The 26,259-nt window shown below is 70.3% G+C and carries 23 protein-coding genes; 14 read left to right on the top strand and 9 right to left on the bottom strand.

The features are described 5' to 3' along the window. The first annotated feature begins 81 nt into the window (after positions 1-81). The gene (locus IE325_RS01950) at positions 82-1,065 is read left to right on the top strand and encodes an Lrp/AsnC family transcriptional regulator (RefSeq protein ID WP_373315071.1); all 984 of its coding nucleotides are present in this window, start codon (positions 82-84) and stop codon (positions 1,063-1,065) included. Here the strand turns inward: IE325_RS01950 and IE325_RS01945 are convergent. After that, positions 1,062-1,925 carry a LysR substrate-binding domain-containing protein gene (locus IE325_RS01945; RefSeq protein WP_190067856.1) on the bottom strand — a complete coding sequence of 288 codons (864 nt, stop codon included), beginning with the start codon at positions 1,923-1,925 and terminating at the stop codon, positions 1,062-1,064. The genes IE325_RS01950 and IE325_RS01945 overlap by 4 nt on opposite strands. A gap of 169 nt (positions 1,926-2,094) precedes the next feature. On the opposite strand from IE325_RS01945, the gene IE325_RS01940 reads away from it, so the two are divergent. Then, complete coding sequence (locus tag IE325_RS01940; protein WP_190067855.1) at positions 2,095-3,108, top strand: bile acid:sodium symporter family protein; 1,014 nt, start codon at positions 2,095-2,097, stop codon at positions 3,106-3,108. Here IE325_RS01940 and IE325_RS01935 read toward each other — a convergent pair. The 3 genes from IE325_RS01935 to IE325_RS01925 form a co-directional block, all read right to left on the bottom strand. Continuing rightward, positions 3,044-4,276, bottom strand: coding sequence for a DUF5005 domain-containing protein (locus tag IE325_RS01935; protein WP_190067854.1), 1,233 nt, complete (start codon positions 4,274-4,276; stop codon positions 3,044-3,046). The genes IE325_RS01940 and IE325_RS01935 overlap by 65 nt on opposite strands. Before the next feature lie 19 nt (positions 4,277-4,295). After that, positions 4,296-6,182 (bottom strand): sialidase family protein, encoded by a 1,887-nt coding sequence (locus IE325_RS01930; RefSeq protein WP_190067853.1) that lies wholly within the window; start codon positions 6,180-6,182, stop codon positions 4,296-4,298. A gap of 132 nt (positions 6,183-6,314) precedes the next feature. Continuing rightward, positions 6,315-7,232 carry a quinone oxidoreductase family protein gene (locus IE325_RS01925; RefSeq protein ID WP_190067852.1) on the bottom strand — a complete coding sequence of 306 codons (918 nt, stop codon included), beginning with the start codon at positions 7,230-7,232 and terminating at the stop codon, positions 6,315-6,317. Positions 7,233-7,334: 102 nt separating this feature from the next. Here IE325_RS01925 and IE325_RS01920 point away from each other — a divergent pair, with 102 nt between their 5' ends. Beyond that, a complete protein-coding gene (locus tag IE325_RS01920) occupies positions 7,335-7,772 on the top strand; it encodes a MarR family winged helix-turn-helix transcriptional regulator (RefSeq protein ID WP_190067851.1) in 438 nt (145 codons plus the stop codon). Between the two features lie 19 nt (positions 7,773-7,791). Beyond that, entirely contained in the window at positions 7,792-8,319 is a 528-nt protein-coding gene (locus IE325_RS01915) for an isochorismatase family protein (protein WP_190067850.1), read from the top strand. Positions 8,320-8,408: 89 nt separating this feature from the next. On the opposite strand, the gene fdhD is transcribed toward IE325_RS01915, so the two are convergent. Genes fdhD through IE325_RS01890 form a run of 5 tightly spaced genes read right to left on the bottom strand, consistent with a single transcriptional unit; the run spans position 8,409 to position 14,832 of the window. After that, the gene (gene fdhD, locus IE325_RS01910; RefSeq protein ID WP_190067849.1) at positions 8,409-9,257 is read right to left on the bottom strand and encodes a formate dehydrogenase accessory sulfurtransferase FdhD; all 849 of its coding nucleotides are present in this window, start codon (positions 9,255-9,257) and stop codon (positions 8,409-8,411) included. Positions 9,258-9,264: 7 nt separating this feature from the next. After that, on the bottom strand, positions 9,265-10,125 hold the full coding sequence (locus IE325_RS01905; RefSeq protein ID WP_190067848.1) for a 2Fe-2S iron-sulfur cluster-binding protein: 861 nt from the start codon (positions 10,123-10,125) through the stop codon (positions 9,265-9,267). Further along, on the bottom strand, positions 10,122-11,939 hold the full coding sequence (locus tag IE325_RS01900; RefSeq protein WP_190067847.1) for an NADH-ubiquinone oxidoreductase-F iron-sulfur binding region domain-containing protein: 1,818 nt from the start codon (positions 11,937-11,939) through the stop codon (positions 10,122-10,124). The genes IE325_RS01905 and IE325_RS01900 overlap by 4 nt, the downstream gene beginning before the upstream one ends. A gap of 5 nt (positions 11,940-11,944) precedes the next feature. Beyond that, positions 11,945-13,864: a molybdopterin oxidoreductase family protein gene (locus IE325_RS01895; RefSeq protein ID WP_190067846.1), complete on the bottom strand. Its 1,920-nt coding sequence runs from the start codon at positions 13,862-13,864 to the stop codon at positions 11,945-11,947. Next, on the bottom strand, positions 13,861-14,832 hold the full coding sequence (locus tag IE325_RS01890; protein ID WP_190067845.1) for a 2-dehydropantoate 2-reductase: 972 nt from the start codon (positions 14,830-14,832) through the stop codon (positions 13,861-13,863). The genes IE325_RS01895 and IE325_RS01890 overlap by 4 nt, the downstream gene beginning before the upstream one ends. 265 nt (positions 14,833-15,097) lie before the next feature. Between IE325_RS01890 and IE325_RS01885 the strand changes: the two genes are divergently transcribed. The 10 genes from IE325_RS01885 (at position 15,098) to IE325_RS01845 (ending at position 26,064) form a co-directional block, all read left to right on the top strand. Next, positions 15,098-16,450 (top strand): OFA family MFS transporter, encoded by a 1,353-nt coding sequence (locus IE325_RS01885; protein ID WP_190067844.1) that lies wholly within the window; start codon positions 15,098-15,100, stop codon positions 16,448-16,450. Next, a complete protein-coding gene (locus tag IE325_RS46610; protein WP_268256322.1) occupies positions 16,440-16,568 on the top strand; it encodes an MFS transporter small subunit in 129 nt (42 codons plus the stop codon). The genes IE325_RS01885 and IE325_RS46610 overlap by 11 nt, the downstream gene beginning before the upstream one ends. 149 nt (positions 16,569-16,717) lie before the next feature. Then, entirely contained in the window at positions 16,718-17,656 is a 939-nt protein-coding gene (locus IE325_RS01880; RefSeq protein WP_190067843.1) for a beta-ketoacyl-ACP synthase III, read from the top strand. A gap of 153 nt (positions 17,657-17,809) precedes the next feature. Continuing rightward, a complete protein-coding gene (locus tag IE325_RS01875) occupies positions 17,810-18,487 on the top strand; it encodes a GntR family transcriptional regulator (protein ID WP_190067842.1) in 678 nt (225 codons plus the stop codon). Between the two features lie 217 nt (positions 18,488-18,704). After that, complete coding sequence (locus IE325_RS01870; protein ID WP_190068484.1) at positions 18,705-19,886, top strand: ROK family protein; 1,182 nt, start codon at positions 18,705-18,707, stop codon at positions 19,884-19,886. A gap of 85 nt (positions 19,887-19,971) precedes the next feature. Then, positions 19,972-21,492 carry a sugar ABC transporter ATP-binding protein gene (locus IE325_RS01865; protein ID WP_190067841.1) on the top strand — a complete coding sequence of 507 codons (1,521 nt, stop codon included), beginning with the start codon at positions 19,972-19,974 and terminating at the stop codon, positions 21,490-21,492. Next, positions 21,489-22,508 (top strand): ABC transporter permease, encoded by a 1,020-nt coding sequence (locus tag IE325_RS01860; protein WP_190067840.1) that lies wholly within the window; start codon positions 21,489-21,491, stop codon positions 22,506-22,508. Before IE325_RS01865 ends, IE325_RS01860 begins: the two co-directional genes overlap by 4 nt. A 17-nt stretch (positions 22,509-22,525) precedes the next feature. Then, a complete protein-coding gene (locus tag IE325_RS01855; protein WP_190067839.1) occupies positions 22,526-23,563 on the top strand; it encodes a substrate-binding domain-containing protein in 1,038 nt (345 codons plus the stop codon). A gap of 251 nt (positions 23,564-23,814) precedes the next feature. Then, entirely contained in the window at positions 23,815-25,050 is a 1,236-nt protein-coding gene (locus IE325_RS01850; RefSeq protein ID WP_190067838.1) for a Gfo/Idh/MocA family protein, read from the top strand. A gap of 15 nt (positions 25,051-25,065) precedes the next feature. Beyond that, positions 25,066-26,064, top strand: a complete 999-nt coding sequence (locus IE325_RS01845; RefSeq protein ID WP_190067837.1) for a sugar phosphate isomerase/epimerase family protein — start codon at positions 25,066-25,068, stop codon at positions 26,062-26,064. The last annotated feature ends 195 nt before the right edge of the window (positions 26,065-26,259 follow it).

The following is a 26,259-nucleotide window of genomic DNA, read 5'->3' as shown; positions in this document are numbered from 1 at the left end:
GCCCGCGTACGATGGCCCGCACACAGCCGATCACGGCGGTATCGGGCATCACATCGCCGGAATCCGACAGGAGAAGCCGCCGTGAAGATGGAATCCCACATCTTCGACGAGCTCGACCTCCAGCTGCTGAACGCGCTGGAGGCGAGCGGCCGGGCGTCCTTCGCCCGCATCGGGGAGGTGCTCGGGGTCTCCGACCAGACCATCGCCCGCCGCTACCGCCGGCTGTGCGCCGAGGGCGGCCTGCGGGTCGTCGCCGTCCGCGACGCCGAGCGCCTCGGGCAGGACCACTGGACGATGCGGCTGCGCTGTGTGCCGGACAGCGCCCAGGTCATCGCCGAGGCACTCGCCAAACGGGACGACACCAACTGGATCGGCATCGCCTCCGGCGGCACCGAGGTCGTCTTCGGGACCCGGCCGCGCAACACGGACGACCGCGACGACCTGCTGCTCGGCAAGCTCCCGCGCACCCCGCGCGTCCTGGAGATCCGCGCCCACCAGATGCTGCACCGCTTCTACGGCGGCCCGAACGGCTGGCTGAGCAAGTTCCGGGTGCTCACGGACGACCAGGTCGAGGCGCTGCGCCCCGTGCTGTCCCCGGGGTCGGGACCGGCCCGTATCGAGCCCGATGACGAACCGCTGGTCGCCGCCCTGGAGCGGGACGGCCGCGCGACCCACCCCGAACTCCAGCGGGCCACCGGCCGCTCGGAGTCCGCCGTGAAGCGCCGCCTCGCCGCGCTGGTGGCGTCCGGCGCGATCTACATCGACGTGGAGTACCAGTCCGAGACCATCGGCTATCCCTTCGCCGCCCTCCTGTGGATCACCACCACCCCGGCCGCCCTCACCTCCGTCGGCGAGGCCCTCGCCACCCACGACCCGATCGCCCACGCGGCGGCGACGGCGGGCCCCTGCAACATCATCGCGACGGCGGTGGTCAAGAACAGCGCGGAACTGTACGCGTACCTCAGCGGTCCCCTGGGTCAGCTGGAGGGCGTCCAGCATGTGGAGGCATCGCCGTTCCTGCGGCGGGTGAAGCAGCTGACGTACAAGCAGCGCCCCGCGCGTTAGCGCCGGTGCAACCGATCCCCACCCGCCAGAATCGCCGCCGCCAACGCATCCGCCGCCCCCTGTGCCGCCGTACGGCGACCCCCGTGCACCAGCACGAAGTCCACCCGCCCCAGCTCCGGCAACCCGACCCGCTCCGGTACCCGTACCAGCCCCGGCGGGATCAGCCCCCGCGAGTGCGCCATCACCCCCAGCCCCGCCCGCGCCGCCGCGACCAGCCCGTTGAGGCTGCCGCTGGTGCAGACGATCCGCCAGTCGCGGCCCTGTCGCTCCAGCGCCTCCAGGGCCAGCGCCCGGGTGATGCCCGGCGGCGGATAGACGATCAGCGGCACCGGGCGGTCCGCCTCCAGGCGGAGCCGTTCCGCGCCGATCCACACCAGGCGGTCGTGCCAGACCAACTCGCCCCGAGGGTCCTCGGGACGCCTCTTCGCCAGCATCAGGTCCAGCTTTCCGGCGGCCAGCTGTTCGTGCAGGGTGCCCGAGAGTTCGACCGTCAGCTCCAGGTCGACCTCGGGGTGGTCGTAGCGGAAGCCCTCCAGGATCTCCGGCAGCCGGGTCAGGACGAAGTCCTCGGACGCCCCGAAGCGGAGCCGGCCGCGCAGCCGGGTGCCGGTGAAGAACGCCGCCGCCTGATCCTGCACCTCCAGGATCCGCCGGGCGAACCCGAGCATCGCCTCGCCGTCCTCGGTCAGCTCCACGGAGTGGGTGTCCCGGGTGAACAGCGGCCGCCCGGTGGCGTCCTCCAGGCGCCGTACATGCTGGCTCACGGTCGACTGGCGCAGGCCCAGACGACGGGCGGCCTGCGTGAAGCTCAGCGTCTGGGCGACCGCGAGGAACGTACGGAGGTGGGAGGGGTCGTACACGCTGACCAGACTAGCGCTGTTATCGCGGATCGTGATGACAGTCAGAGTGGTATGCCGGATTCCCGATCGCTGATCGCCGGAGGACGATGGAGAGGGCACGTCCGTGCCTGGAACCGGAAGTTCAGCGAAGTAGTGGAGCACAGTGAAACGCCTGCAATGGCCGCGTTGGATGCCCATCGACCCGTACATCCTGCTGTTGCTCGGGACCGTGGGCCTCGCGGCTCTGTTCCCGGCGCGCGGGGCGGGCGCCGACGTGGCGTCCGGTGCCTCCACGGCCGCGATCGCCTTCCTGTTCTTCCTGTACGGCGCCCGGCTGTCCACCCGTGAGGCGCTGGACGGGCTGAAGCACTGGCGGCTCCATGCCACCGTCCTGGCCTGCACCTTCCTCGTCTTCCCGCTGCTCGGTCTGGCCGCCCGCGGCTTCGTGCCGGTGCTGCTGACGGAGCCGCTCTACCAGGGGCTGCTCTTCCTCACCCTCGTCCCCTCCACCATCCAGTCCTCGATCGCCTTCACCTCGATGGCGCGGGGCAATGTGCCCGCCGCGATCTGCGCGGGCTCCTTCTCCTCGCTCGTCGGCATCGTCATCACCCCGCTCCTCGCGGCGGCCGTGCTGGGCGGGAACGCGGGTGGTTTCTCGGCCGACTCACTGCTGGGGATCGTGCTCCAGCTGCTCGTGCCGTTCGCCGCCGGGCAGCTGCTGCGGCGCTGGATCGGCGGCTTCGTCGCCCGGCACAAGAAGGTCCTCGGGCTCGTCGACCGGGGCTCGATCCTGCTGGTCGTCTACGGCGCGTTCAGCGAGGGCATGGTCCAGGGCATCTGGCACCAGGTGAGCCCGCTGCGGCTCGGCGGACTGCTCGCCGTCGAGGCGGTGCTGCTGGCCGTGATGCTGGCCCTGACCTGGTACGGCGCCAAGGCGATGCGCTTCAGCCGCGAGGACCGTATCGCCATCCAGTTCGCCGGCTCGAAGAAGTCTCTGGCCTCCGGGCTGCCGATGGCGAGCGTCCTGTTCGGCGCGCACGCCTCGCTGGCCGTGCTGCCGCTGATGCTCTTCCACCAGATGCAGCTGATGGTGTGCGCGGTCATCGCCAAGCGCCGTGCCCACGACGCCCAGGAGACGATCACCGTGTCGGCGCCGCCCGCAGAGTCACGAACCGCGGTCGGTACAGGGACACGTTCCGGCTGAGCTGGGTCGCCGCCGCGCCGCCGGTGTCCAGCCAGTTGACGTCGTAGCTGACCACCAGGCGTCCGTCGTCGCTCAGTTCCGGATGCACCTGGGGGTTGTAGGCGGCGACCTGGCCGCCCGGCGGCAGCGACGGGCTGAAGTCCCTCGTCGGTCCGTGCCAGGGGCCGGCGGGGGAGCAGGCCCAGTACGACGTCACCGTCGTCAGACCCGCGCTGCCCGCGGCCATCGTGAACAGCAGATACGTCCCGCCCACCCGCGCCACCGAGAACGCACTGCCCACTCCCGTGCGCTGCCCGTCGCCGAGTACGGCACGTGGCCGGGCAGTGCCCCACTCGGAGCCGTGCCAGTACTGCCACGCCCCCGGCTCGGCCAGCCGGCCCTTCGGGACCCGGGCGACATACGCGTGAGAGACCGGCCGCGACGCCGCCTGGCCGTCGTCGCCCCCGAAGACGTATGTCCAGCCGCCCTCCTCGATCAGCGTCGTCCCGAACAGGACCCGCCGCGAGGCGTCCGGCACCAGCTGCTGGTCGAGAATCTTGGTGATCGACTCCACCCGCAGATCGGGCAGGGAGAGCGTGGCGACCTCGGTGGCGGTGGGCACGCCGTAGATCCAGGGGGACTGCCCGGCCGTGCGCACCCACAGCAGCACCCGCAGCACCTGGTCTGACGAACCGGGGGAGCGGGGCTCGACACGGGCCGCGACCGGCCAGCGCCACTGGTTCGGGGCCGGGTCGGGGAAGAGCGGGGCGGGCAGGGTGCGCTCCAGGCGGCCGTCGCGCATGACGACCGCCGAGTTGCGGACCAGGGGGGCGGACGCCTCCCGCCAGGTGTAGGACTCGCCGAACGGGTTGGGCGGGGCGTGCACCTGGCCCAGGTAGGTGTCCGAGAACAGCCACAGCAGCCGGCCGTCCGGCAGCCGTACCGAGTGGGTGCCGTCGCCGCCGGTCCAGTCGTCGGCGCGGGAGGGGTCGTCGCCGTAGCGGGCGAACTCGGCGGTGAGGTCCTTCTCGGCCGACCAGGACGCCACCGAGTGCGGTGCGCACGCGGCACCGCCCTCCCGTTCGCCGTCGTCCGGGAGGGCGGTGAGCAGCACGGCCCCGAGAACCAGGGCCAGCAGGATTCCGAGGCCGGTTCCGGTGCGCTGTCGTGCTCGTGCGTCGTCGGGCACGCCCGGGACGTTAGTGGCCTCAGCCCACTTGGTCCATGGGCAGCCACAGGACGGTGTCGGGGGTGGTGACCTTCTTCTTGCGGGTGGTGGACGGTGCCGCCGCCGCGTTGAGCTCCTCGTCGCCGAGCGCCCGGTTCCACACGCGCACGTCGTCGATCGAGCCGGTGAGGAAGGCCCTGCTGTCCATCCGCTGCCCGATGTGCACACCGAACGGCGAGTTACGGCTCACCGACCCGGTCACATCGGTGGTGGTGACCGCCCTGCCGTCGAGGAACAACGTCAGCTGGCCGCCGCCGCGCCGCAGGGCGAGATGGTGCCACTCGCCGTCGTTGGCGGCGCCGCCCGCCCACACCGACGAGGTCCTCGTCACCCCGTAGCCCTCGCGGGTGGTGATGAGGCCGCGCACCCGGTCGTTGTCGGGCTCACCGCGCAGCCACACCTGGGGCTGGAGGCTGCCGATCCCGCCCATCCACAGGAACGGCTGCTCACCGCTGGTCGCGGAGTACCGGAAGAACAGCGACACCGTGAACTCGTTGGTCCCGAGCGGAAGACTGGTCCGGTACGGCAGCCGTACGGCGTCGTCGTCCCCGTCGAACCGCAGGGCGTTGCCGAGCACGCCGTCCGTCACCTCGGGCCCGCCGAGCACCGTCGCGCGGGGCGCGCCGATGGCGAGGTCGGGGGTGGTCGGGTCGGGGCCGCGCCGGGGGCCGAGCCACTCCTCGTTGAACCGGGCGAAGCGGATCTCGTCCCGCGCGTCCACGGTCCCGCCCTCGTACATCAGGCCCACGGTGGACGAGTCGATGTCCACCATGTCGGAGTAGCCGGACCAGTCCGTGGTGACGACCTTGCCGCGGTCCACGCTGTCCCAGGTGGTCCCGCCGTTGTAGGAGCTGCGGATCATCATGGTGCGGCGGCGGTCCGGGTCGCCGGGGGCCGACAGCAGTATCCGGTTGCCCAACTGGAGTGTGGCGCCCTGCACTTGGGGCGTGTAGAAGTCCGGAAGGTCGCGGAACGGCCCGGTGAAGCTGTCGCCGCCGTCCGTGCTGAACGTCTGCGAGCGATGGCCGAGGTCGGTGCCGTCCTGTTCCCGGCCGCTGATGAGGATCGTGCCGTCGGTGCGCTCGGTGAGGGTCACCTCGGACGGCTTCTGCCGGAAGGTGCGGTCGGCGGCGGAGATGGACCAGGAGTCGGTGGCGCCGATCCGCCAGTTGTCGCCGCCGTCGTCGCTGACGATGAGGGCGGCGTGGTTGGCGGAGACCCGACTGCCGTCCCAGGTCTCGGTGTTGACGCCGAAGACCAGCCGTCCGGCGTGCGGGCCCTTGGTGAGCTGGATGCCGTGCACGGGGCCGGTGGCGTACCAGGAGTTCCAGTTCGCGGGCAGTATCGAGGCGCTCAGATCGCGCGGCTTGGACCAGGTCCGGCCGTCGTCGTCGCTGTACTGCAGATGCGGGGTGCGGTCACAGGGCACGGAGCAACTGCCCGCGTCCGTGCGCCCGGTGTTGTAGGTCTCCGCCAGCAGGATGCGGCCGGTCCGGCGGTCGACGATGGGTGCCGGGTTGCCGTGCGTGTCGCCGTTTCCCTCGTTGACGACCTGGAGCGGGCCCCAGGTGCGTCCGCCGTCGGTGGACCGCTTGACCACGAGGTCGATGTCGGCGGCGTCGCCGCAGTTGAGCACCCGCCCTTCGGCGAACGCCAGCAGCGTGCCGTCGTTGGACTTCACGATCGCGGGAATGCGGAAGCAGGCGTACCCGGGATCCTGGGACGCCTTGAACAGAACCTGTTGCTCGAACGACGGGACCGTCTTGCGCGGTTGGGACTGTGCGGGACCTAAGGTCGCGGCCGTCGCCGAGATGGCGACGGCCGCGACGAGGGCAGCTCTGAGACGTGCGCGAACTCTTGCCGGCATGGTGCGGCCCGCCCTTCATCGTCTGGTCATGCGTCCAGGCATCTGAACATTCGGACATCCCACGTCCAAAGTGCGCATCACAGACGTTAGTTGGGCTATCGCACACATCACAAGAACCATGCACGTGTCACATCACGGATGGAGTACTACTTTCCCCCGGTTGACCCGTGACTCGACGGCCGCATGCGCCTCGGCGGCCTCCTCCAGGGTGAACTCCCCGTGCACGGCAGGCTTGACGGCCCCCTCCTCGAACAGCCTCCACAGCTCCTGCCGCCAGCGCTCGTACAACTCGGGCTCACCGCGAGCGATCCGGGCCATCTGGAATCCGATGACGGACTTGGCGCCGACAAGAAGGTCATATGCCCGAATCGTTCCACCGCCCGAACTGTAAGCCACGAGTCGCCCTCCGGCGGTGAGCGCCACGACGGCAGGGGTGAGAATCTCGCCGCCGACACCGTCGAGGGCGTAGTCGACGGGTTCGCCCCAGCTCTCCTCCTCGTACGTCACCACCTCATCGGCCCCGACGGAGCGCACGAAGTCGGCCTTGCCGGCATCGGACACGGCACCCACGACCCGCCCCGCGCCCCGCACCCGCGCCAGCTGCACGGCGAGATGCCCGACGCCGCTCGCCGCCGCTGTGACCAGGGCCGCCTCCCCCTTCCGTGGTCGGGCGGCCTCCAGCGCGCCGAGCGCGACCAGGCCGCTGCGGACGAGGGCGACCGCGTCGACGGCGGAGGCGCGGCCGGGGATCGGGGAGGCCATGCCCTCGTGCAGTAGCGCCTGGTCGGCGTACCCGTGCCCGAAGCACAATCCCGTCACCCGGTCGCCGACACGGAAGCGGCCGGTACCCGGGCCCACGGCCATGACCTCGCCCGCGATCTCGCCGCCCAGCGGCACCGGCTCGGCGGCCTCGGTGACCTTGCGGACGACGGGGAGGGTCACGCCGATCGCCTCGCAGCGGACGAGGAGCTCGCCGGGGCCCGGCGTGGGGACGGGGGCCTCCTCCAGGAACAGGGGGCCGCCGGTGGAGTCGTAGCGGACGCGGCGCATCGCACCTCCAGATTTCATTGGGAACACCAACGGTTGCCGGATGACGCCGAAGCTACATATCAGTCGTTGGGAAGTCCAATGAATTCTCGATAGGGTGCCGCCATGTCCGAAGCCCCCCTCCCCGCGATCCGGTCCCTCCCCAGCTGGCTGCTCGGCCGTGCGGCGGCCCGCGGGCGTGCGCTCGTGGCCGAGGCGCTCGCGGCGGAGGGGATGAGGATGTGGCACCACGTCGTCCTGTCCGCCGTACGCGACCTCGCCCCCGTCGCCCAGGCGACGCTCGGGCGCGGCGTACAGCTCGATCCCAAGGACCTGGTCGGGATCCTCAACGACCTCCAGTCCGCCGGCCTCGTCGTACGCGAGCCGGATCCCCGCGACCGCCGCAAGAACGCCGTCTCCCTCACGGACGAGGGCGCGCGGCTGCTCGAGCGCTGCGAGAAGGCCGCCCGAGAGGCCAACGACGCGCTCCTCGCCCCCCTCTCCGCAGCCGAACGCGACCAATTCATGGACCTGTTGATCCGGATTTCCGGTACGCAGAGCTGATGGCGGATAACGTTCCGTCATGACCGCACCTCTCGCGCTCCCGCCCGCACACACCGCCCTCGTGCTGGTCGACCTGATGGACCGCATCGTCGCGCTGCCCCTGGAGCCCCGGAAGGGCACCGAAGTCCTCGCCACCTGCGAGGAGTTGGCGACCGCCTTCCGTGCCTCAGGGGCGACCGTCGTCCTCGTCCGCGTCGAACGACCCGGCGTCCCGGAGCAGCCACCGGGCAGCGGCCTGGTCGCGGGACTGCTGAAGGACGGCGACATCGAGATCGTGAAGCGCACGATCGGCGGGTTCCAGGACACCGGCCTGCACGACCGGCTGCGCGAACGGGGCATCGGCACGCTCGTGTTCGGCGGCATCGCCACCAACCTGGGCGTGGAGTCCACGGCCCGGGCCGCCGCCGACCTCCGCTACGACCTCGTCTTCGTCGAGGACGCGATGACGGCGTTCACGGCGGCCGAGCACGAGGCGTCGGTACGGCTCGACTTCCCGAGGCTGGGGACGGTGGTACGGGCGGCGCAGGTGCGCCTCACGAGCGGCTGAGCCGACCTGGGGGAACAGCGGGGCCCCGGCACGGCGCAGGGGGCGCTCCCCGCCGGTGGGGGCCCCGCCGCCGTGTAGCGGGGAGCCGGTCAGGCCTGGACGGCCGCGGTCCGCAGAGCGAGCCGGTGTTCGCCCGCGTACACGTTCATGGAGCTGCCCCGCAGGAAGCCCACCAGCGTCAGCCTCGTCTCCGCCGCCAGGTCCACCGCCAGCGAGGACGGCGCCGAGACCGCGGCGAGCACCGGGATGCCGGCCATCACGGCCTTCTGCGCCAGCTCGAAACTGGCCCGCCCCGAGACCAGCAGGATCGTCCGGGACAGCGGCAGGTCGCCGTTCTGCAGGGCGCGGCCGACCAGCTTGTCGACCGCGTTGTGCCGGCCCACGTCCTCCCGGATGTCCAGCAGCTCGCCCTCCTCGGTGAACAGGGCCGCCGCGTGCAGCCCCCCGGTCCGGTCGAAGACCCGCTGGGCCGCGCGCAGCCGGTCGGGGAGGCTCGCGAGGAGTTCGGGGTCGACCCGGACCGGGGGAGTGTCGGCTATCGGCCAGCGGGCCGTCGTACGGACGGCGTCGAGGGACGCCTTTCCGCACAGCCCGCAGGACGACGTCGTATACACGTTCCGTTCGAGCGTGATGTCGGGGATGGCCACGCCCGGCGCGGTCCGCACGTCCACCACGTTGTAGGTGTTCGAGCCGTCCACGGTGGCGCCCGCGCAGTAGACGATGTTCTGGAGGTCGGAGCCCTCGGCCAGCACGCCCTCGCTCACCAGGAACCCGGCGGCCAGCGCGAAGTCGTCGCCCGGCGTGCGCATCGTGATCGCCAGTGGCTTGCCGTTGAGGCGGATCTCCAGCGGTTCCTCGGCGACGAGGGTGTCCGGCCGGGTGGAGACCACCCCGTCCCTGATCCGGATCACCTTGCGTCGTTCCGTGACTCGTCCCATATGTGTCTCAGTCCCGGTTCTGTACGTGCTGGTAGCCGAAGCGGCCCTTGATGCAGAGGTTGCCGTGGGTCACCGGGTTGTCGTGCGGCGAGGTGACCTTGACAATCTCATTGTCCTGCACGTGGAGCGTGAGGTTGCAGCCCACACCGCAGTACGCGCACACGGTCGTCGTCTCGGTCTGGGCGCTCTCGTCCCAGGTATCCGCCGCCCGCATGTCGAACTCGGACTTGAAGGACAGGGCCCCCGTCGGGCAGACCTCGATGCAGTTCCCGCAGTACACGCAGGCGGAGTCCGTGAGCGGCGCGTCGTGCTCGACCGCGATGCGCGCGTCGAAACCGCGTCCGGCGACCGAGATCGCGAAGCTGTTCTGCCACTGGTCCCCGCACGCGTCCACGCACTTGTAACAGAGGATGCACTTGTCGTAGTCCCGCACATACAGATCGTTGTCGACCTTCGGCTCCTCGTTCAGCCGGGCCGCGTCCGGGCCGAAGCGGTCGGGCTTCGCCTCGTACTCCTTGATCCACCCGGCGACCTGCGGCGTCGTGGACAGGTCGACCGAGGAGGCGAGCAGCTCCAGGACGATCTTGCGGCTGTGCCGCGCGCGCTCCGTGTCGGTCCGCACCTCCATACCGGGCTCGGCCTTCCGGGAGCAGGCCGGGACCAGGGTCCTGGAACCCTCGACCTCCACGACACACACCCGGCAGGCGTTCTTGGGCCGCAGCGTGTCCCCTTCGCACAGGGTCGGGACGTCCTTCCCGGCCGCCCGGCAGGCGTCGAGGATGGTCGACCCCTCGGGGGTGCGCACCGGCTCCCCGTCGATGGTGAACTCCAGCAGTCGGCGCGGAATCCCCAGCGGTGTCACGGTCATTCGTACGCCCCCAGTCGGTCGATGGCGGATTCCACGGCGTTCCACGCGGTCTGCCCGAGACCGCAGATGGAGGCGTCCCGCATGGCGCGGCCGACCTCCCTGAGCAGGGCGATGTCATCGGAGGCGGCCGCACCCGTGCGCTCGACGATCCGGTGCAGCGCCTCCTCCTGCCGGACCGTGCCGACCCGGCAGGGCACGCACTGCCCGCACGACTCGTCGCGGAAGAACTCGGCGATCCGCAGCAGCAGCCGGGGCAGCGGCACGGTGTCGTCGAAGGCCATGACGACACCCGAGCCGAGCGTCGTGCCCGCCTCCCGCGTGCCCTCGAAGGTGAGCGGGATACCGGTCTCGTCCGGCCGTACGAAGCCACCCGCGGCCCCGCCCAGCAGCACCGCCCGCAGCCCGTCCCGCACCCCGGCCAGCTCCAGCAGCTCGCCGAGCGTCGCGCCGAACGGCAGCTCGTAGATCCCGGGCCGCTCGACGCTCCCGGAGACGCAGAACAGCTTCGGTCCTGTGGAGCGCTGCGTCCCGATCGCCGCGTACGCCGGGGCTCCCATGGTCAGGATCGGCAGGACGTTGACCAGCGTCTCTACGTTGTTCTCCACCGTCGGCTTGCCGAAGAGGCCCTTCTCCACCGGGAACGGTGGCTTCGAGCGGGGCTCGCCCCGGTAGCCCTCGATGGAGTTGAAGAGAGCCGTCTCCTCACCGCAGATGTACGCCCCGGCGCCGCGCCGGATCTCGATGTCGAAGGCGTATCCCTGGCCAAGGATGTCGTCGCCGAGGAAGCCACGCGCGCGTGCCTGCGCGAGGGCGTGTTCCAGGCGGGCGAGGGCTCGTGGGTACTCGCCGCGCAGATACAGATAGCCCTTGTGGGCGCCGGTCGCGTACGCCGCGATCGTCATGGACTCGACCAGCGCGTACGGGTCGCCCTCCATGAGCACGCGGTCCTTGAAGGTGCCCGGCTCCGATTCGTCGGCGTTGCAGACGAGGTAGTGCGGGTGGTCGGGCTGCGACGCCGTGGCCTGCCATTTGCGGCCGGTGGGGAAGGCGGCGCCGCCACGCCCGACCAGGCCGGAGTCGGTGACCTCGCGGATGACTCCGGCGGGACCGAGCTCGAAGGCCCGGCGCAGTGCGGTGTAACCGCCGTGGGCGCGGTAGTCGTCGAGGGACGAAGGGTCCACGACACCTATACGGCGCAACAGGACGAGTGCCGGGTCCCCTGCCTGCGGCACCGCCATCGCCGCCGACGGCTCCTCCGGCGCCGAGTCCGGTGCGCTCGCGGCGAGGACGGCGTCGTGCACGGTCGCCGGCGCCGCCACCGCCGTACGCACCGGATCGCCGGCCTTGATCGCGAGGGCGGCAGGAGCGCGTTCGCACAGGCCCAGGCAGGGGCTGCGCTCGACGTGGACGCCTGGGCCGAGGCTCGCCTCGATGCCCGCGCACAGTTCGCTCGCGCCGGCCGCCGCGCACGCGAGGTCCGTGCACACATGGAGCACGGTCGCGGGGCGGGGCTTGACCGAGAACATGGCGTAGAAGGTGGCGACGCCGTACGCCTCCGACGGCGGCACCGTCAGCCGGCGGCACAGGTAATCGAGGGCGCCCTCGCTGATCCAGCCGATCCGGTCGTTGATGGCGTGCAGCCCCGGCAACAGCAGGTCGCGGCGGTCCCGGGCCTCGCGCCCGCCGCGTGCCCAGCGCAGGTCGGCGTCGGAACGGTCGGCGCCCTCCCAGGAGGACTCCGGGGGGCCGAGCAGGGCGTCGACGGCGGCCCGTTCGTCATCCGTCGGTTTGCTGTCACCGAAGTGCAGGTCCACTTATGTCACCTCACGATGGTCGCGACGGGGAGCTTCTCGATCCGGATCGCCGACGCCTTGAACTCCGCCGTCCCGGCGATCGGGCAGTTCGCCTCGATGGTCAGCTGGTTGGTGTCCACCTCGTCCGGAAAGTGCATGGTCATGAAGGCGAGCCCCGGCCGAAGCGCCGTGTCGACCCACACCGGCGCGACGACCACACCGCGCCGCGAGCTCACCTGGACCTCCTCGCCGACGACGACCCCGTACCGCTCGGCGTCCTCCGGGCTGATCTCGACGTACTCGCCGCGCCGCAGCGGGGAGGCGAAACTCCCGCTCTGCACCCCGGTGTTGTAGGAGTCGAGCCGGCGTCCGGTGGTGAGCCGGATCGGGAACTGCTCGTCGGTGAGATCGACCGGCGGATCGTGCTGCACGAGCCCGAACGGCGCCGCCATCCCGCGCATCGACGGGTCCTTCTCCCACAACCGGCCGTGCAGATAGGTCGGTTCGAGCTGGTCGGTGCTCGGGCACGGCCACTGGATGCCCTGGTGGTGCTCCAGTCGTTCGTACGTCATCCCGTAGTGGTCGGGGGAGACGGACCTGAGCTCGTTCCAGACGGCCTCGGAGTCCGCGTACTTCCACTCGTGGCCGAGCCGTGCCGCCATCTCGCAGATGATGTCGATGTCCTCGCGCGCCTCGCCGGGCGGTGTGACGGCACGGCGAACGCGCTGAACCCGCCGCTCGCTGTTGGTGGTGGTGCCCTCGGTCTCGGCCCACCCGGCGGTGGCGGGGAGGACGACGTCCGCCAGCTCGGCCGTCTTCGTCAGGAAGATGTCCTGGACGACGAGGAAGTCCAGCTGCCGCATCCGCCGTACGGCCTGCTCGCTGTCCGCCTCCGACTGCGCCGGGTTCTCGCCGATGCAGTAGACCGCCTTGAGCTCGCCCTCCTCCATCGCCTCGAACATCTCGGTGAGGTTGAGGCCGTAGTGGGGCTGGATGACGGTGTCCCAGGCCGACTCGAACTTCAGCCGGGTGTCGGGGTCGAGGATGTCCTGGAAGCCGGGCAGCCGGTTGGGGATCGCGCCCATGTCGCCGCCGCCCTGGACGTTGTTCTGGCCGCGCAGGGGTTGAAGCCCGCTGCCGTAGCGGCCGACATGCCCGGTCAGGAGCGACAGGTTGATCAGCGCGCGGACGTTGTCGGTGCCGTTGTGGTGCTCGGTGATGCCGAGGGTCCAGCACAGCTGGGCGCGCTCGGCGCGGGCGTAGGCGTGGGCGAGTTCCTTGATGGCGGCGGCCGGTACGCCCGTCACCTTCTCGGCGAGGGACAGCGTCCAGGGCTCGACCAGTGCCTTGTACTCCTCGTAGCCGCTGGTCGCCCGCTCGATGAACGCCTCGTTCGCCAGGCCCGCGTGGATGATCTCGCGGCCGATCGCGTGCGCCATCGGGATGTCGGTGCCGACGTTGAGCCCCATCCAGCTCTCCGCCCACTCGGCGGTGGAGGTGCGGCGCGGGTCGACGGCGTACATGCGGGCGCCGTTCCTGATGCCCTTGAGGACGTGCTGGAAGAAGATCGGGTGCGCGAAGCGGGCGTTGGAGCCCCACATCACGATGACGTCGGTGTGCTCGATCTCCTCGTAGGAGGAAGTGCCGCCGCCCGAGCCGAAGGCCGCCGACAGGCCCGCCACGCTGGGGGCGTGACACGTCCGGTTGCAGGAGTCGACGTTGTTGGTGCCCATGACGACGCGGGCGAACTTCTGCGCCACGTAGTTCATCTCGTTGGTGGCGCGGGCGCAGGAGAACATGCCGAAGGCGCCGCGGTTGCGGGCCAGGCCCTCGGCCGCGCGGGTCAGTGCCTCCTCCCAGGTCGCCGGCCGGAACGGCTCGTCGCGGGAGTCGCGGACGAGCGGCGTGGTGAGCCGGGTGTAGTTCTTCGGTTGCCGTTTCCTCATGCGGCGCTCCTCAGCGCGAGCAGGTCCGAGATGGCGTGCACGGTGCGCAGGGTGGGCACCTGGACGCCGGTGATCTCCGCCAACTCGACGACCGCCGCGAGGAGCACGTCGAGTTCGAGCGGCTTGCCGCGCTCCAGGTCCTGGAGCGTGGAGGTGCGGTGGTCGCCGACCTTCTCGGCGCCCGCGAGCCGGCGCTCGATGGAGACGCCGACCTCGCAGCCCAGGGCCTCGGCGACGGTGAGCGTCTCGGTCATCATGATCTCGATGACCTTCCGGGTGCCGCCGTGCAGACACATCTGCCGCATGGTGGCGCGGGCCAGCGCGCTGATCGGGTTGAAGGAGATGTTGCCGAGCAGCTTGAGCCAGATGTCGTTGCGCAGGTCGGGTTCGACCGGGCATTTCAGGCCACCGGCGACCATGGCCTCGCTGAGGTCCAGACAGCGCTTGGACACACTGCGGTCGGGCTCGCCGATGGAGAACCGGGTGCCTTCCAAGTGCCGTACGACACCCGGTCCTTCGAGCTCGGTGGCGGCGTAGACCACACAGCCGATGGCCCGTTCGGGCGCGATCACCGCACTGACCGCGCCGTCCGGGTCCACGCTCTCGACGCGGTGGCCGTCGTGCGGGCCGCCGTGCCGGTGGAAGTACCACCAGGGGATGCCGTTCTGGGCGGCCACGACCGCCGTGCCGTCATGCAGAAGGGGCTCGATCAGCGGCCCGCACGCCGCGTACGAGTTGGCCTTCAGACCCAGAAAGACATAGTCGACCGGGCCGATGTCGGCCGGGTCGTCGGTGGCGTGGGCGCGGGCGGTGAAGTCGCCACGGGGGCTGAGCACCCGCACTCCGTGCTGCCTCATGGCCGCGAGATGCGGTCCACGGGCGATCAGATGCACGTCGGCGCCGGCGCGGTGCAGCGCGGCTCCGACATAGGCGCCGATGGCACCGGCGCCGAGGACTGCAACTTTCACTTCGGAACGCTCCGTTCGGTCGAGGGAGTACCGCGGAGGTGGCTGGTTCTGAGAAGTAGCGTCTGATCGAGTCTCATCTCGTCGACTGAATATTGTCTACAGTATGGATAGGGGGTCAGCAAGGGTTCGCGCACGGTTCGCGCACGGCGTTCGGGAAGGCTTTGCGGACGGCGTTCGACCGTTCGTCGCGTCGTGCATACCGCTCACCGCATACGATCGACCGTTGCCTTCTCAACATCCCGGGTGCTCTTTACCGTGCGGGATCATGAGTCCACCGGTCGCACCCCCGGGATGGAGCCGCTGGCTGGTTCCACCCGCCGCTCTCTCGGTTCATCTGTCCATCGGCCAGGCCTACGCCTGGAGCGTGTTCAAGCCACCGCTCGAATCCGCCCTCGGCCTCAGCGGCACCCAGAGCGCCCTGCCGTTCCAGCTCGGCATCGTCATGCTCGGCCTGTCCGCCGCGTTCGGCGGCACGCTGGTGGAGCGCAACGGCCCGCGCTGGGCGATGACGGTCGCCCTGATCTGCTTCTCCTCCGGCTTCCTGCTCTCCGCCCTCGGCGCGGCCACCGAGCAGTACTGGCTGATCGTCCTCGGCTACGGCTTCGTCGGCGGCATCGGCCTCGGCATCGGCTACATCTCGCCGGTCTCCACCCTGATCAAGTGGTTCCCCGACCGGCCTGGCATGGCCACCGGCATCGCGATCATGGGCTTCGGCGGCGGCGCGCTCATCGCCTCGCCCTGGTCGGCGCAGATGCTGGAGTCCTTCGGCAGCGACAGCTCCGGGATCGCGGTGGCATTCCTGGTGCACGGGCTGTCGTACGCGGTGTTCATGACGCTGGGTGTCCTCCTGATCCGGGTGCCGCGAGCCGACCAAGGGGCGCGGGGCGGTGTTGAATCTGCGGCTACCGCCGCGGGGGCGCGATCAGCCCCCACCGACCCGCAGGTGTCCGCGAATCAGGCGATCCGCACGCCGCAGTTCTGGTGCCTGTGGGTCGTGCTCTGCATGAACGTGACCGCCGGCATCGGCATCCTGGAGAAGGCCGCGCCGATGATCACGGACTTCTTCGCGAACACCTCGACGACGGTGTCGGCGTCCGCCGCTGCAGGCTTCGTCGCCCTGCTCTCCGCCGCCAACATGGCGGGCCGGATCGGCTGGTCCTCGACCTCCGACCTGATCGGACGCAAGAACATCTACCGGGTGTACCTGGGCGTGGGCGCGCTGATGTACGGCCTGATCGCGCTGGCCGGCGACTCCTCGAAGCCGCTGTTCATCCTGTGCGCACTGGTGATCCTGTCCTTCTACGGCGGCGGCTTCGCGACGATTCCCGCCTATCTGAAGGACCTCTTCGGGACCTACCAGGTCGGCGCCATCCACGGACGGCTGCTCACCGCCTGGTCCACGGCCGGCGTCCTTGGGCCGCTGATCGTCAACTGGATCGCCGACCGGCAGGAGGAGGCCGGCAAGGACGGCTCCTCCCTGTACACACTGTCCCTGTTCATCATGATCGGGCTGCTCGCCGTCGGCTTCGTCGCCAACGAGTTGGTACGGCCCGTCCATCCGCGCCATCACCTTCCGGTGCCGGCGCAGAAGGAGAAGGAGGTCGCCGATGTCGAGTAACAGCGGTCCAGCCGACCGGCGCGCGCTGATCGCCTTCGCCTGGCTGTGGGTGGGAGTGCCGCTCGCGTACGGGCTCTACGAACTCGTACGGAAGGCGACGCAGCTGTTCACCGGGTAGGTGTTCGGGAGGTGTCCGGGCGTCCGAGGGGCTGATGGAAGCTGACAACACGGGCGCCCGTTTCCTGTGGCAACACGTGCCGTCGTACCCGTGAGTCACTGATCAGACTGGTGAATCCCGCTACCCGAGGCCCGAGGGGATCACCAACGATGAACGGCTCGCGCATCGCCGCAGTCGGCCACTATCAGCCCGCCAAGGTACTCACCAACGAGGAACTCGCGGGCATGGTCGACACCAGTGACGAGTGGATCACGTCCCGCGTGGGCATCCGTACGCGCCACATCGCCGGGCCCGACGAGCCGGTCGACGAGCTCGCCGCCCACGCCGCCGCCAAGGCGCTCGCGGCGGCCGGTCTCGCCCCCGGTGACATCGACCTCGTCCTGGTCGCCACCTCCACGGCCATCGACCGCTCCCCGAACATGGCCGCCCGGGTCGCCGCCCGCCTCGGCATCCCCTCGCCCGCCGCGATGGACGTCAACGTCGTCTGCGCCGGATTCACCCACGCCCTGGCCACTGCCGACCACGCGGTACGGGCCGGTGCCGCGACCCGGGCCCTGGTGATCGGCGCCGACAAGATGTCCGACGTCACGGACTGGAGCGACCGTACGACCTGTGTGCTGGTCGGCGACGGGGCCGGCGCCGCCGTCGTCGAGGCGTCCGAGGAGGCCCGCATCGGGCCGGTGCTGTGGGGTTCGGTGCCCGAGATGGGGCACGCCGTACGTATCGAGGGGCAGCCGGCGCGGTTCGCGCAGGAGGGGCAGAGCGTCTACCGCTGGGCCACGACACAGCTGCCGGCCATCGCCCGGCGCGCCTGCGAGCGGGCGGGACTCGCGCCCGAGGACCTCGCCGGGGTCGTCCTGCACCAGGCCAACCTGCGCATCATCGAACCCCTCGCCCTCAAGCTCGGCGCGGTCAACGCCGTGGTCGCGCGGGATGTCTCCGAGTCCGGGAACACCTCGGCGGCGAGCATTCCGCTGGCCCTGTCCAAGCTCGTGGAGCAGGGGCGGATCTCGACCGGGGACCCGGTGCTGCTGTTCGGGTTCGGCGGGAACCTGTCGTATGCCGGGCAGGTCGTGCGCTGTCCCTGATGTCTGAGTGATGTAGCCGTGTGATGTGGCCAACTCTCCGTTTCCCTGGCCCTTGTGCGCCGTAGACTGTAGACGAAAGACAATCAATACTGGCTTTCCGTGACGGTCGGCTACGGGACGCAGTCGCCCGGCGTTCGCCCAGGAGGGGAACCGATGTTGTCGACAGGACTGCCGCAGGGTGCGGTGCCCAAGCTCGAACGGCCCGGCCCGCTGCGCGACCGTGTCTATGAGGCGCTGCTCGAACTCATCACGACCCGCGCCCTCCAGCCCGGCCAGCATCTGGTCGAGAGCGAACTGGCAGGTCACCTCGGCGTGTCGCGTCAGCCGGTGCGGGAGGCGCTGCAGCGGCTGAACACCGAGGGCTGGGTCGATCTACGGCCCGCGCAGGGCGCGTTCGTGCATGAGCCGACGGAGGAGGAGGCCGACCAGCTCCTCACCGTGCGCACCCTCCTGGAGGCCGAGGCCGCCCGGCTCGCCGCCGCCCATGCCGACAGCGCCGGCATCAAGGCCCTGGAGGAGCTGTGCGCGGAGGGCGAGAAGGCCGTCGCCGCCGATGACGTGGATTCGGCCGTCGCCCTGAACGCCCGCTTCCACGCCAAGATCATGGAACTCGCCGGCAACGCGGTCCTCGCCGAGCTCGCGGCCCAGGTCGACCGCCGGGTCCGCTGGTACTACACGCCGGTCGCCCGCCAGCGTGGCCACCAGTCCTGGATCGAGCACCGCGGCATGATCGCCGCGATCACCGCCCGTGACGAACAGCAGGCCACCCAGCTGATGCGGGAGCACACCGAGCACACGCGACGCTCGTATCACGCGCGGTCGGAGTCCTGAGCGCGACTGTTTGCCGCGAGTGACCCTGTCTCACCCCTCCCTGGGCAGCCGTCGGCCCTTCTTTGTCCTGTGAGTGGAGAAAGTTGACGGCAATCTCTGCTCAAGTTCTTCCCAGCTGCTGCAGCCGCTGCTACTTTCCCCTCGAAAGAAGGCCACGCACGTGGCCGAAACCCGGCGCGCTCAGGCCGATTGAGGCGGGGAGGGGCTCGTGAGACGTATGACGGCGCGACCCGCTAACGGTCATCAGGCCAAGCTGCTCAGGCTCCTGCGCGACGGAGGCCCCAACTCCCGGGCCCAGCTCGGCGATCAGATCGACCTCTCGCGGTCCAAGCTGGCCGTGGAGGTGGACCGTCTGCTGGAGACGGGACTCGCCGTGGCCGACGGACTCGCCGCCTCGCGCGGTGGCCGCCGGTCGCACAACATCCGGCTCAACCCCGATCTGCGCTTCCTCGGCGTCGACATCGGCGCGACCTCGGTCGACGTCGCGGTCACCAACGCCGAACTGGAGATCCTCGGACACCTCAACCAGCCCATGGACGTACGCGAGGGCCCCGTCGCGGTCTTCGAGCAAGTCCTGTCCATGGCCGCCAAGTTGAGGGCCACCGGGCTCGCGGAGGGTTTCGACGGCGCCGGCATCGGCGTCCCGGGACCGGTCCGCTTCCCCGAGGGCGTCCCGGTGGCTCCGCCGATCATGCCGGGCTGGGACGGCTTCCCCGTGCGGGAGGCCCTCAGCCAGGAACTCGGCTGCCCGGTCATGGTCGACAACGACGTGAACCTCATGGCGATGGGGGAGCAGCACGCGGGCGTCGCACGCTCCGTGGGCGACTTCCTCTGCGTCAAGATCGGCACCGGCATCGGCTGCGGCATCGTCGCGGGCGGTGATGTCCACCGCGGTGTCACCGGCAGCGCGGGCGACATCGGGCACATCCAGGCCGTGCCCGACGGCCGCCCCTGTGCCTGTGGCAACCGGGGCTGTCTGGAGGCCCACTTCAGCGGCGCCGCCCTCGCCCGGGACGCCGTGGAGGCGGCCCAGCAGGGACTGTCCGAGGAACTCGCCTCGCGCCTTGCGGCGAACGGCACCCTGACCGGCGTCGATGTCGCCGCCGCGGCCGCCGCCGGTGACGCCACCGCGCTCGATCTGATCCGCGAGGGCGGCAACCGCGTCGGCCAGGTCATCGCCGGACTCGTCAGCTTCTTCAACCCCGGCCTGGTGGTGATCGGCGGCGGGGTGACCGGCCTCGGCCACAACCTGCTCGCCGCGATCCGCACCCAGGTCTACCGCCAGTCACTGCCCCTCGCGACCGGCAACCTCCCCATCGTCCTGGGCGAGTTGGGCCCCACCGCCGGCGTCATCGGCGCGGCCCGGCTCATCAGCGACCACCTGTTCTCACCCGCGTAAGCACAAAGTTCAGTACGGCGCATCCGCACCGCCCCCTGCTTCGCCCTGCCCTGAAACCGGCCCGCACGCCCGCCAAGGGGACCTCATGGCACCAGAACCACCGCTGCTCGGTATGAACGGCATCACCAAGTCATTCCCCGGAGTGCGCGCACTCGACGGCGTCGACCTCGACGTCCAGGCCGGTGAAGTGCACTGTCTGCTCGGCCAGAACGGCGCGGGCAAGTCCACCCTCATCAAGGTCCTGGCCGGCGCCCACCAGCCCGACACCGGCACCATCCGCTGGCGCGGCGAGGAGGTCACCCTCCGCTCGCCTATCGCCGCGATGCGCCTCGGTATCGCCACCATCTACCAGGAACTCGACCTGGTGGAGCATCTGTCGGTCGCCGAGAACGTCCACCTCGGCCATGAGCCGACGACGGCCGGCTTCGTCGTACGCGGAAAGGCGGCCCGGGTCTCAACAGCCCAGCTCCTCAAGCGACTTGGGCATCCGGAGATCGAACCGGGCCGACTGGTCGGGGAGCTGTCGGCCGCCCAGCAGCAGATCGTGTCGATGGCGCGGGCGCTCTCCCATGACGTACGGCTGATCGTGATGGACGAGCCGTCCGCCGCCCTCGACCCGGACGAGGTCGACAACCTCTTCCGTATCGTCGGCGACCTCACCGCCGCCGGAGTCGCCGTCGTCTACATCTCGCACCGCCTGGAGGAGATCCGCAGGATCGGCGACCGGGTGACCGTGCTGAAGGACGGGCGGGCCGTGGCCGGCGGGCTCCCGGCGAAGTCGACACCGACGCGTGACGTCGTGGCGATGATGACAGGACGGAATGTGGAGTACGTCTTCCCTGAGCGGCCCACTCAGGACGCGACCGGCGGTGAGCCGCTGCTGGAGGTCCGAGGGCTCGCCCGGGACGGTGAGTTCGAGTCCCTGGACCTGACCGTGCGGCCCGGGGAGATCGTCGGGCTCGCGGGGCTGGTCGGCTCGGGGCGGTCCGAGATCCTGGAGACGATCTACGGGGCCCGCAAGCCCAGCGCCGGTCAGGTCCTCGTGGCCGGGCGGGCGCTGAAGCCGGGCAGCGTGCGCGCCGCCGTGCGCGCCGGACTCGGGCTCGCCCCCGAGGAACGCAAGGCACAGGCCCTGCTGATGCTGGAGTCCGTCACCCGCAATGTCTCGGTGTCCTCCATGTCCCGCTTCTCGCACGGCGGTTGGATCGACCGCGCGGCCGAACTCGGGGCGGCGCGAGCCGCGACCCGCGAGCTGTCGCTAAGGCCCGACAACCCCTCGGTGCCCGTGCGCACCCTCTCCGGCGGCAACCAACAGAAAGCCGTCCTCGCCCGCTGGCTGCTGCGCGGCTGCCGGGTCCTGCTGCTCGACGAACCCACCCGCGGCGTCGACGTCGGCGCCCGCGCGGAGCTCTACGCGGTCGTACGCCGGCTGGCCGACGAAGGCCTCGCCGTGCTGCTGGTCTCCAGCGAAGTGCCCGAGGTACTGGGCCTCGCCGACCGCGTCCTGGTGCTGCGCGAGGGCCGTGTCGTACACACGGCGCCCGCGCGTGAACTCGACGAACACCGCGTACTCGACCTCGTCATGGAAGGAAGCCCGGCGTCATGACGCAGCACGCCTCACCGCCGCGGGACAGCACCGGCAAGGTGCAGTCGGCCGACGGAGCGCCCGCCTGGCGGGGCCTGATGGCCCGCGCCGACGTGCGCACGCTCTCCCTGCTCGGCGTCCTCGCCGCGCTGATCGTCATCGGCGGCATCACCAAGCCGGACGAATTCCTGGACACCCGCAACCTCCAACTCGTCCTCACCCAGGCCTCCGTCATCGGCGTCGTCACCGTCGGCATGACCTTCGTCATCATCTCCGGCGGCATCGACCTCTCCGTCGGCGCGATCGTCGCGCTGGCCTCGGTGTGGGCGACGACGGTGGCGACCCAGGAGTACGGGTTCGCCGGCATCCTCTTCACGGCGGTGATCGTCGGTGTGGGGTGCGGCCTGGTCAACGGGGTGCTGATCGCGTACGGCGGCATGGTCCCGTTCATCGCCACGCTCGCCATGCTGGCCTCGGCGCGCGGACTCGCCCTCCAGATCACGGACGGCAAGACGCAGATCGTCACCATCCCCTCCGTGCTGGACCTCGGTGAGCGTGACGCGTACGTCCTCGGTATACCCCCGCTGGTCATGGTGTTCGCGGTCGTGACGATCATCGGCTGGCTCGTCCTGAACCGCACCACCTTCGGACGGCGCTCGGTCGCCGTCGGCGGCAACGCGGAGGCGGCCCGTCTCGCCGGCATCGACGTCCGCCGCCAGCGGCTCTATCTCTACCTGCTGTCCGGACTGTGCTGCGGCATCGCGGCCTTCCTGCTGATCATCCTGTCCGGCTCCGGCCAGAACACCAACGGCAACCTCTACGAACTCGACGCCATCGCCGCCGCGATCATCGGCGGCACCCTGCTCACCGGCGGGCGCGGCACCATCGTCGGCTCCGTGCTCGGTGTCCTGATCTTCACCACGATCACCAACATCTTCGCCCTGAACAACCTGCAGAGCGACGTCCAGCAGATCGCCAAGGGCGCGATCATCGTCGCCGCCGTGCTGGTCCAGCGCCGTACCGCAAGCACGACCTGAGGAAAGGGTTCACCGTCATGCCAGAGCTCACCAGTCGCAGAGGGCTGCTGTTCGGAACCGCCGCCATAGGTGCCGGTGCCCTCCTCGTGGGTTGCACGAGCAACGAGTCCAGTGACGAGCCGGCCGCGAACGACCAGCCGGCCGCCGACGACAAGCCCGGCAAGGAGGTCACGATCGGCTTCGCCGGTCCGCAGGCCGACCACGGCTGGCTCAACGCGATCAACGACAACGCCAAGAGCCAGGCGAAGAAGTACTCCGACGTCACCCTGGAGATCACCGAGGGGTCGAACGACACCGCCGCGCAGATCGGCCAGATCGAGACGCTGATCAACAAGAAGGTCGACGTCCTGGTGGTGCTGCCCGCCGACGGCAAGGCCCTCACCCAGGTCGGTCTGAAGGCGATGCGCGCCGGCATCCCGGTCATCAACCTCGACCGGATCTTCAACACCCCGCAGGCGTACCGCTGCTGGATCGGCGGCGACAACTACGGCATGGGCCTCAACGCCGGTCACTACATCGGCGAGAAGCTCAAGGACAAGGCGGACGCCAAGGTCATCGAGCTCGCCGGGCTGGACAACCTGGAGCTGACCAAGCAGCGCACCCAGGGCTTCGACGACGCGCTGAAGAACTACCCCAACATCAAGAAGGTGGCCCGCCAGGCCGCCGAGTTCACGGTCGAGTCCGGCCAGGCCAAGATGGCGCAACTGCTCCAGGCCCAGTCGAAGTTCGACGCCCTGTGGAACCATGACGACGACCAGGGCGTGGGCGCGCTGCGCGCCATCGAGCAGGCGGGGCGCGACGACTTCCTGATGGTCGGCGGCGCGGGCGCCCTGTCCGCGTTCCAGGCCATCAAGCAGGACAGCGGAGTCCTCAAGGCGACCGTCCTGTACCCGCCGACCATGGCCGCGTCCGCCATCGACCTGGCCCGTGCGCTGGGCCAGGGCAAGGGGGTCGGCGGCATGGCGGAGTTCGAGATCCCTGCGTCGATCACGCTGTACTCGGCGGTGGTCGACAAGACGAACGTCGACCGGTACATGTCCACCGGCTTCAAGTAGGGGCCGCATTTCCGAATGCCGGTCGGATCAACCCCCTTAAGGGGCGCGGGGCTGTATCGATTTGCGGCTCCGCCGCGATGGGGTCCCCCCGCTCGAGCGAATTCGAGAGTGGGGGAGCGATCAGCCCCGACGGCGCCGCAGCCGCGATACGGCCAGAACCCGGCACTTCGCGGCGCCGCCATCCCGCGCCCCTCCGGAGGAACCCGCCGGCAAACCCCCCACAGCGCCACGACGACGAGGAGGACCTCTTCATGGGACAGCCGCAACAGCCCGAGGCCGGCAGCGGCACCGGGATGCCGGGACCTGGCACCCCGGGAAAGCCGTCGCTGCGCGTCGGCATGGTCGGCTACGCCTTCATGGGTGCCGCCCACTCGCAGGGCTGGCGCACCGCGGGCCGTGTCTTCGACCTCACTCGCACCCCGGTCCTGGCCGCGATCTGCGGACGGGACGCCACAGCTGTACAGGCGGCAGCGGAGCGGCACGGCTGGGAGTCGGCCGAGACCGACTGGCGTGCGCTCATCGCACGGGACGACATCGATCTCGTCGACATCTGCACCCCGGGCGACAGCCACGCCGAGATCGCCCTCGCCGCACTGGCCGCGGGCAAGCACGTCCTGTGCGAGAAGCCCCTCGCGAACACCGTCGAGGAGGCCGAGGCCATGACGACGGCGGCCGAAGAGGCTTACGGACGCGGCCAGTTGGCGATGGTCGGCTTCAACTACCGTCGGGTGCCCGCCACCGCGCTGGCGCGCAACATGGTCGCCGAGGGGCGGCTCGGCACCCTGCGCCACGTACGGGTGACATACCTTCAGGACTGGCTCGTGGACCCGGAGTTCCCGCTGACCTGGCGGTTGCGCAAGGAGCTGGCCGGTTCGGGCTCGCTCGGTGATCTGGGCGCGCACATCATCGACCTGGCGCAGTACCTCGCGGGGGAGCAGCTCGTCGGGGTGTCCGCGCTGATGGAGACGTTCGTCAAGGAACGGCCGCTGCCCGGCGGACCCACCAGCGGACTGTCCGCCGTCTCCGCAAACGGCACCGGCCAGGTCACCGTCGACGACGCCGCCGTGTTCACCGGCCGCTTCCCGTCCGGCGCCCTCGCCTCCTTCGAGGCCACCCGCTATGCCACCGGCCGCAAGAACGCCCTGCGCATCGAGCTCAACGGCGAGCTCGGCTCCATCGCGTTCGACCTGGAACGGCTCAACGAGCTCTCCTACCACGACGGCAGGGAACCCGGCGCGCACGCCGGCTTCCGCCGCATCCTCGTCACCGAACCCGACCACCCCTACCTGGACGCCTGGTGGCCGCCGGGCCACGGCCTCGGCTACGAGCACACCTTCGTCCACCAGGCCCGCGACCTCGTCCACGCCATCGCCGAGGGCCGGCAGCCCGAACCGTCCTTCGCCGACGGGCTGCAGGTGCAGCGCGTGCTCGCGGCGGTGGAGGAGAGCGCCGAGAAGAACTCCGTCTACACGCCCATCGCCGTCTGAGGAGGGTTCAGGAGAATGCCGCGTCAATTCACGCTCTTCACCGGCCAGTGGGCCGACCTGCCGCTGGAGGAGGTCTGCCGCCTCGCCCGCGACTTCGGCTACGACGGCCTCGAACTCGCCTGCTGGGGCGACCACTTCGAGGTCGACAAGGCGCTGAGCGACCCGTCCTATGTGGAGTCGAGGCATCAGCTCCTCGACAAGTACGGCCTCAAGTGCTGGGCCATCTCCAACCACCTGGTCGGCCAGGCCGTCTGTGACGCCATCATCGACGAGCGGCACCAGGCCATCCTGCCGGGCGAGGTGTGGGGGGACGGCGATCCGGAGGGGGTCCGGCAGCGCGCCGCGTCCCGTATGAAGGACACCGCGCGTGCCGCCGCCGCCCTCGGCGTAGACACCGTGATCGGCTTCACCGGGTCGGCCATCTGGCACCTCGTCGCCATGTTCCCGCCCGCGCCCGAGTCGATGATCGAGCGCGGCTACGAGGACTTCGCCGAGCGCTGGAACCCGATCCTCGACGTCTTCGACGAGGAGGGCGTGCGGTTCGCCCACGAGGTCCACCCGAGCGAGATCGCGTACGACTACTGGACGACCTGGCGTGCCCTCGAGGCCGTCGGGGGCCGCCCCGCCTTCGGGCTCAACTTCGACCCCTCGCACTTCGTGTGGCAGGACCTCGACCCGGTCGGGTTCCTGTGGGACTTCCGTGACCGCATCTACCACGTCGACTGCAAGGAGGCCCGCAAACGCCTCGACGGCCGCAATGGCCGCCTCGGCTCGCACCTTCCCTGGGGCGACCCGCGCCGGGGCTGGGACTTCGTGTCGGCCGGGCACGGGGACGTCCCCTGGGAGGACGTGTTCCGGATGCTGCGCTCCATCGACTACAAGGGGCCCATCTCCGTGGAGTGGGAGGACGCGGGCATGGACCGGCTCCAGGGCGCACCAGAGGCGCTCAGGAGTCTGAAGGCATACGACTTCGAGCCGCCCAGCGCATCCTTCGACGCCGCGTTCAACAGCTGAACCAGGCCCCCGGCGCAGGTCGGGGACGGGGACCGGCAGTACCGCCGGTCCCCCCTCCGACCTGCGCGGATCCCGCTTTGTCCTGTGATGGGAAAAAGTTCAACAGATCCTGACGCAAGGGGTGTTCGCCCCGGACGGACGCGGTTACCGTCCCTGAAGTGTTCAGGACACACGCAGAAGTGCCCATGGCACACG

The sequence above is a fragment of the Streptomyces lanatus genome (assembly GCF_014655715.1).
Classification (GTDB): Bacteria; Actinomycetota; Actinomycetes; order Streptomycetales; family Streptomycetaceae; genus Streptomyces; species Streptomyces lanatus.
Note: the sequence above shows the minus strand (reverse complement) of the source record. Positions and strands in the feature narration are given on the sequence as shown.

What these genes read in the sequence shown, in the direction of transcription:
- IE325_RS01940 (WP_190067855.1), top strand. Translation starts at nt 2,095, where the DNA reads ATGCCCATCGACCCGTACATCCTGCTGTTGCTCGGGACCGTGGGCCTC.
- IE325_RS01930 (WP_190067853.1), bottom strand. Translation starts at nt 6,182, where the DNA reads ATGCCGGCAAGAGTTCGCGCACGTCTCAGAGCTGCCCTCGTCGCGGCC.
- IE325_RS01925 (WP_190067852.1), bottom strand. Translation starts at nt 7,232, where the DNA reads ATGCGCCGCGTCCGCTACGACTCCACCGGCGGCCCCCTGTTCCTGGAG.
- IE325_RS01920 (WP_190067851.1), top strand. Translation starts at nt 7,335, where the DNA reads ATGTCCGAAGCCCCCCTCCCCGCGATCCGGTCCCTCCCCAGCTGGCTG.
- IE325_RS01915 (WP_190067850.1), top strand. Translation starts at nt 7,792, where the DNA reads ATGACCGCACCTCTCGCGCTCCCGCCCGCACACACCGCCCTCGTGCTG.
- fdhD (WP_190067849.1), bottom strand. Translation starts at nt 9,257, where the DNA reads ATGGGACGAGTCACGGAACGACGCAAGGTGATCCGGATCAGGGACGGG.
- IE325_RS01905 (WP_190067848.1), bottom strand. Translation starts at nt 10,125, where the DNA reads ATGACCGTGACACCGCTGGGGATTCCGCGCCGACTGCTGGAGTTCACC.
- IE325_RS01895 (WP_190067846.1), bottom strand. Translation starts at nt 13,864, where the DNA reads ATGAGGAAACGGCAACCGAAGAACTACACCCGGCTCACCACGCCGCTC.
- IE325_RS01885 (WP_190067844.1), top strand. Translation starts at nt 15,098, where the DNA reads ATGAGTCCACCGGTCGCACCCCCGGGATGGAGCCGCTGGCTGGTTCCA.
- IE325_RS46610 (WP_268256322.1), top strand. Translation starts at nt 16,440, where the DNA reads ATGTCGAGTAACAGCGGTCCAGCCGACCGGCGCGCGCTGATCGCCTTC.
- IE325_RS01880 (WP_190067843.1), top strand. Translation starts at nt 16,718, where the DNA reads ATGAACGGCTCGCGCATCGCCGCAGTCGGCCACTATCAGCCCGCCAAG.
- IE325_RS01875 (WP_190067842.1), top strand. Translation starts at nt 17,810, where the DNA reads ATGTTGTCGACAGGACTGCCGCAGGGTGCGGTGCCCAAGCTCGAACGG.
- IE325_RS01870 (WP_190068484.1), top strand. Translation starts at nt 18,705, where the DNA reads ATGACGGCGCGACCCGCTAACGGTCATCAGGCCAAGCTGCTCAGGCTC.
- IE325_RS01865 (WP_190067841.1), top strand. Translation starts at nt 19,972, where the DNA reads ATGGCACCAGAACCACCGCTGCTCGGTATGAACGGCATCACCAAGTCA.
- IE325_RS01860 (WP_190067840.1), top strand. Translation starts at nt 21,489, where the DNA reads ATGACGCAGCACGCCTCACCGCCGCGGGACAGCACCGGCAAGGTGCAG.
- IE325_RS01855 (WP_190067839.1), top strand. Translation starts at nt 22,526, where the DNA reads ATGCCAGAGCTCACCAGTCGCAGAGGGCTGCTGTTCGGAACCGCCGCC.
- IE325_RS01850 (WP_190067838.1), top strand. Translation starts at nt 23,815, where the DNA reads ATGGGACAGCCGCAACAGCCCGAGGCCGGCAGCGGCACCGGGATGCCG.
- IE325_RS01845 (WP_190067837.1), top strand. Translation starts at nt 25,066, where the DNA reads ATGCCGCGTCAATTCACGCTCTTCACCGGCCAGTGGGCCGACCTGCCG.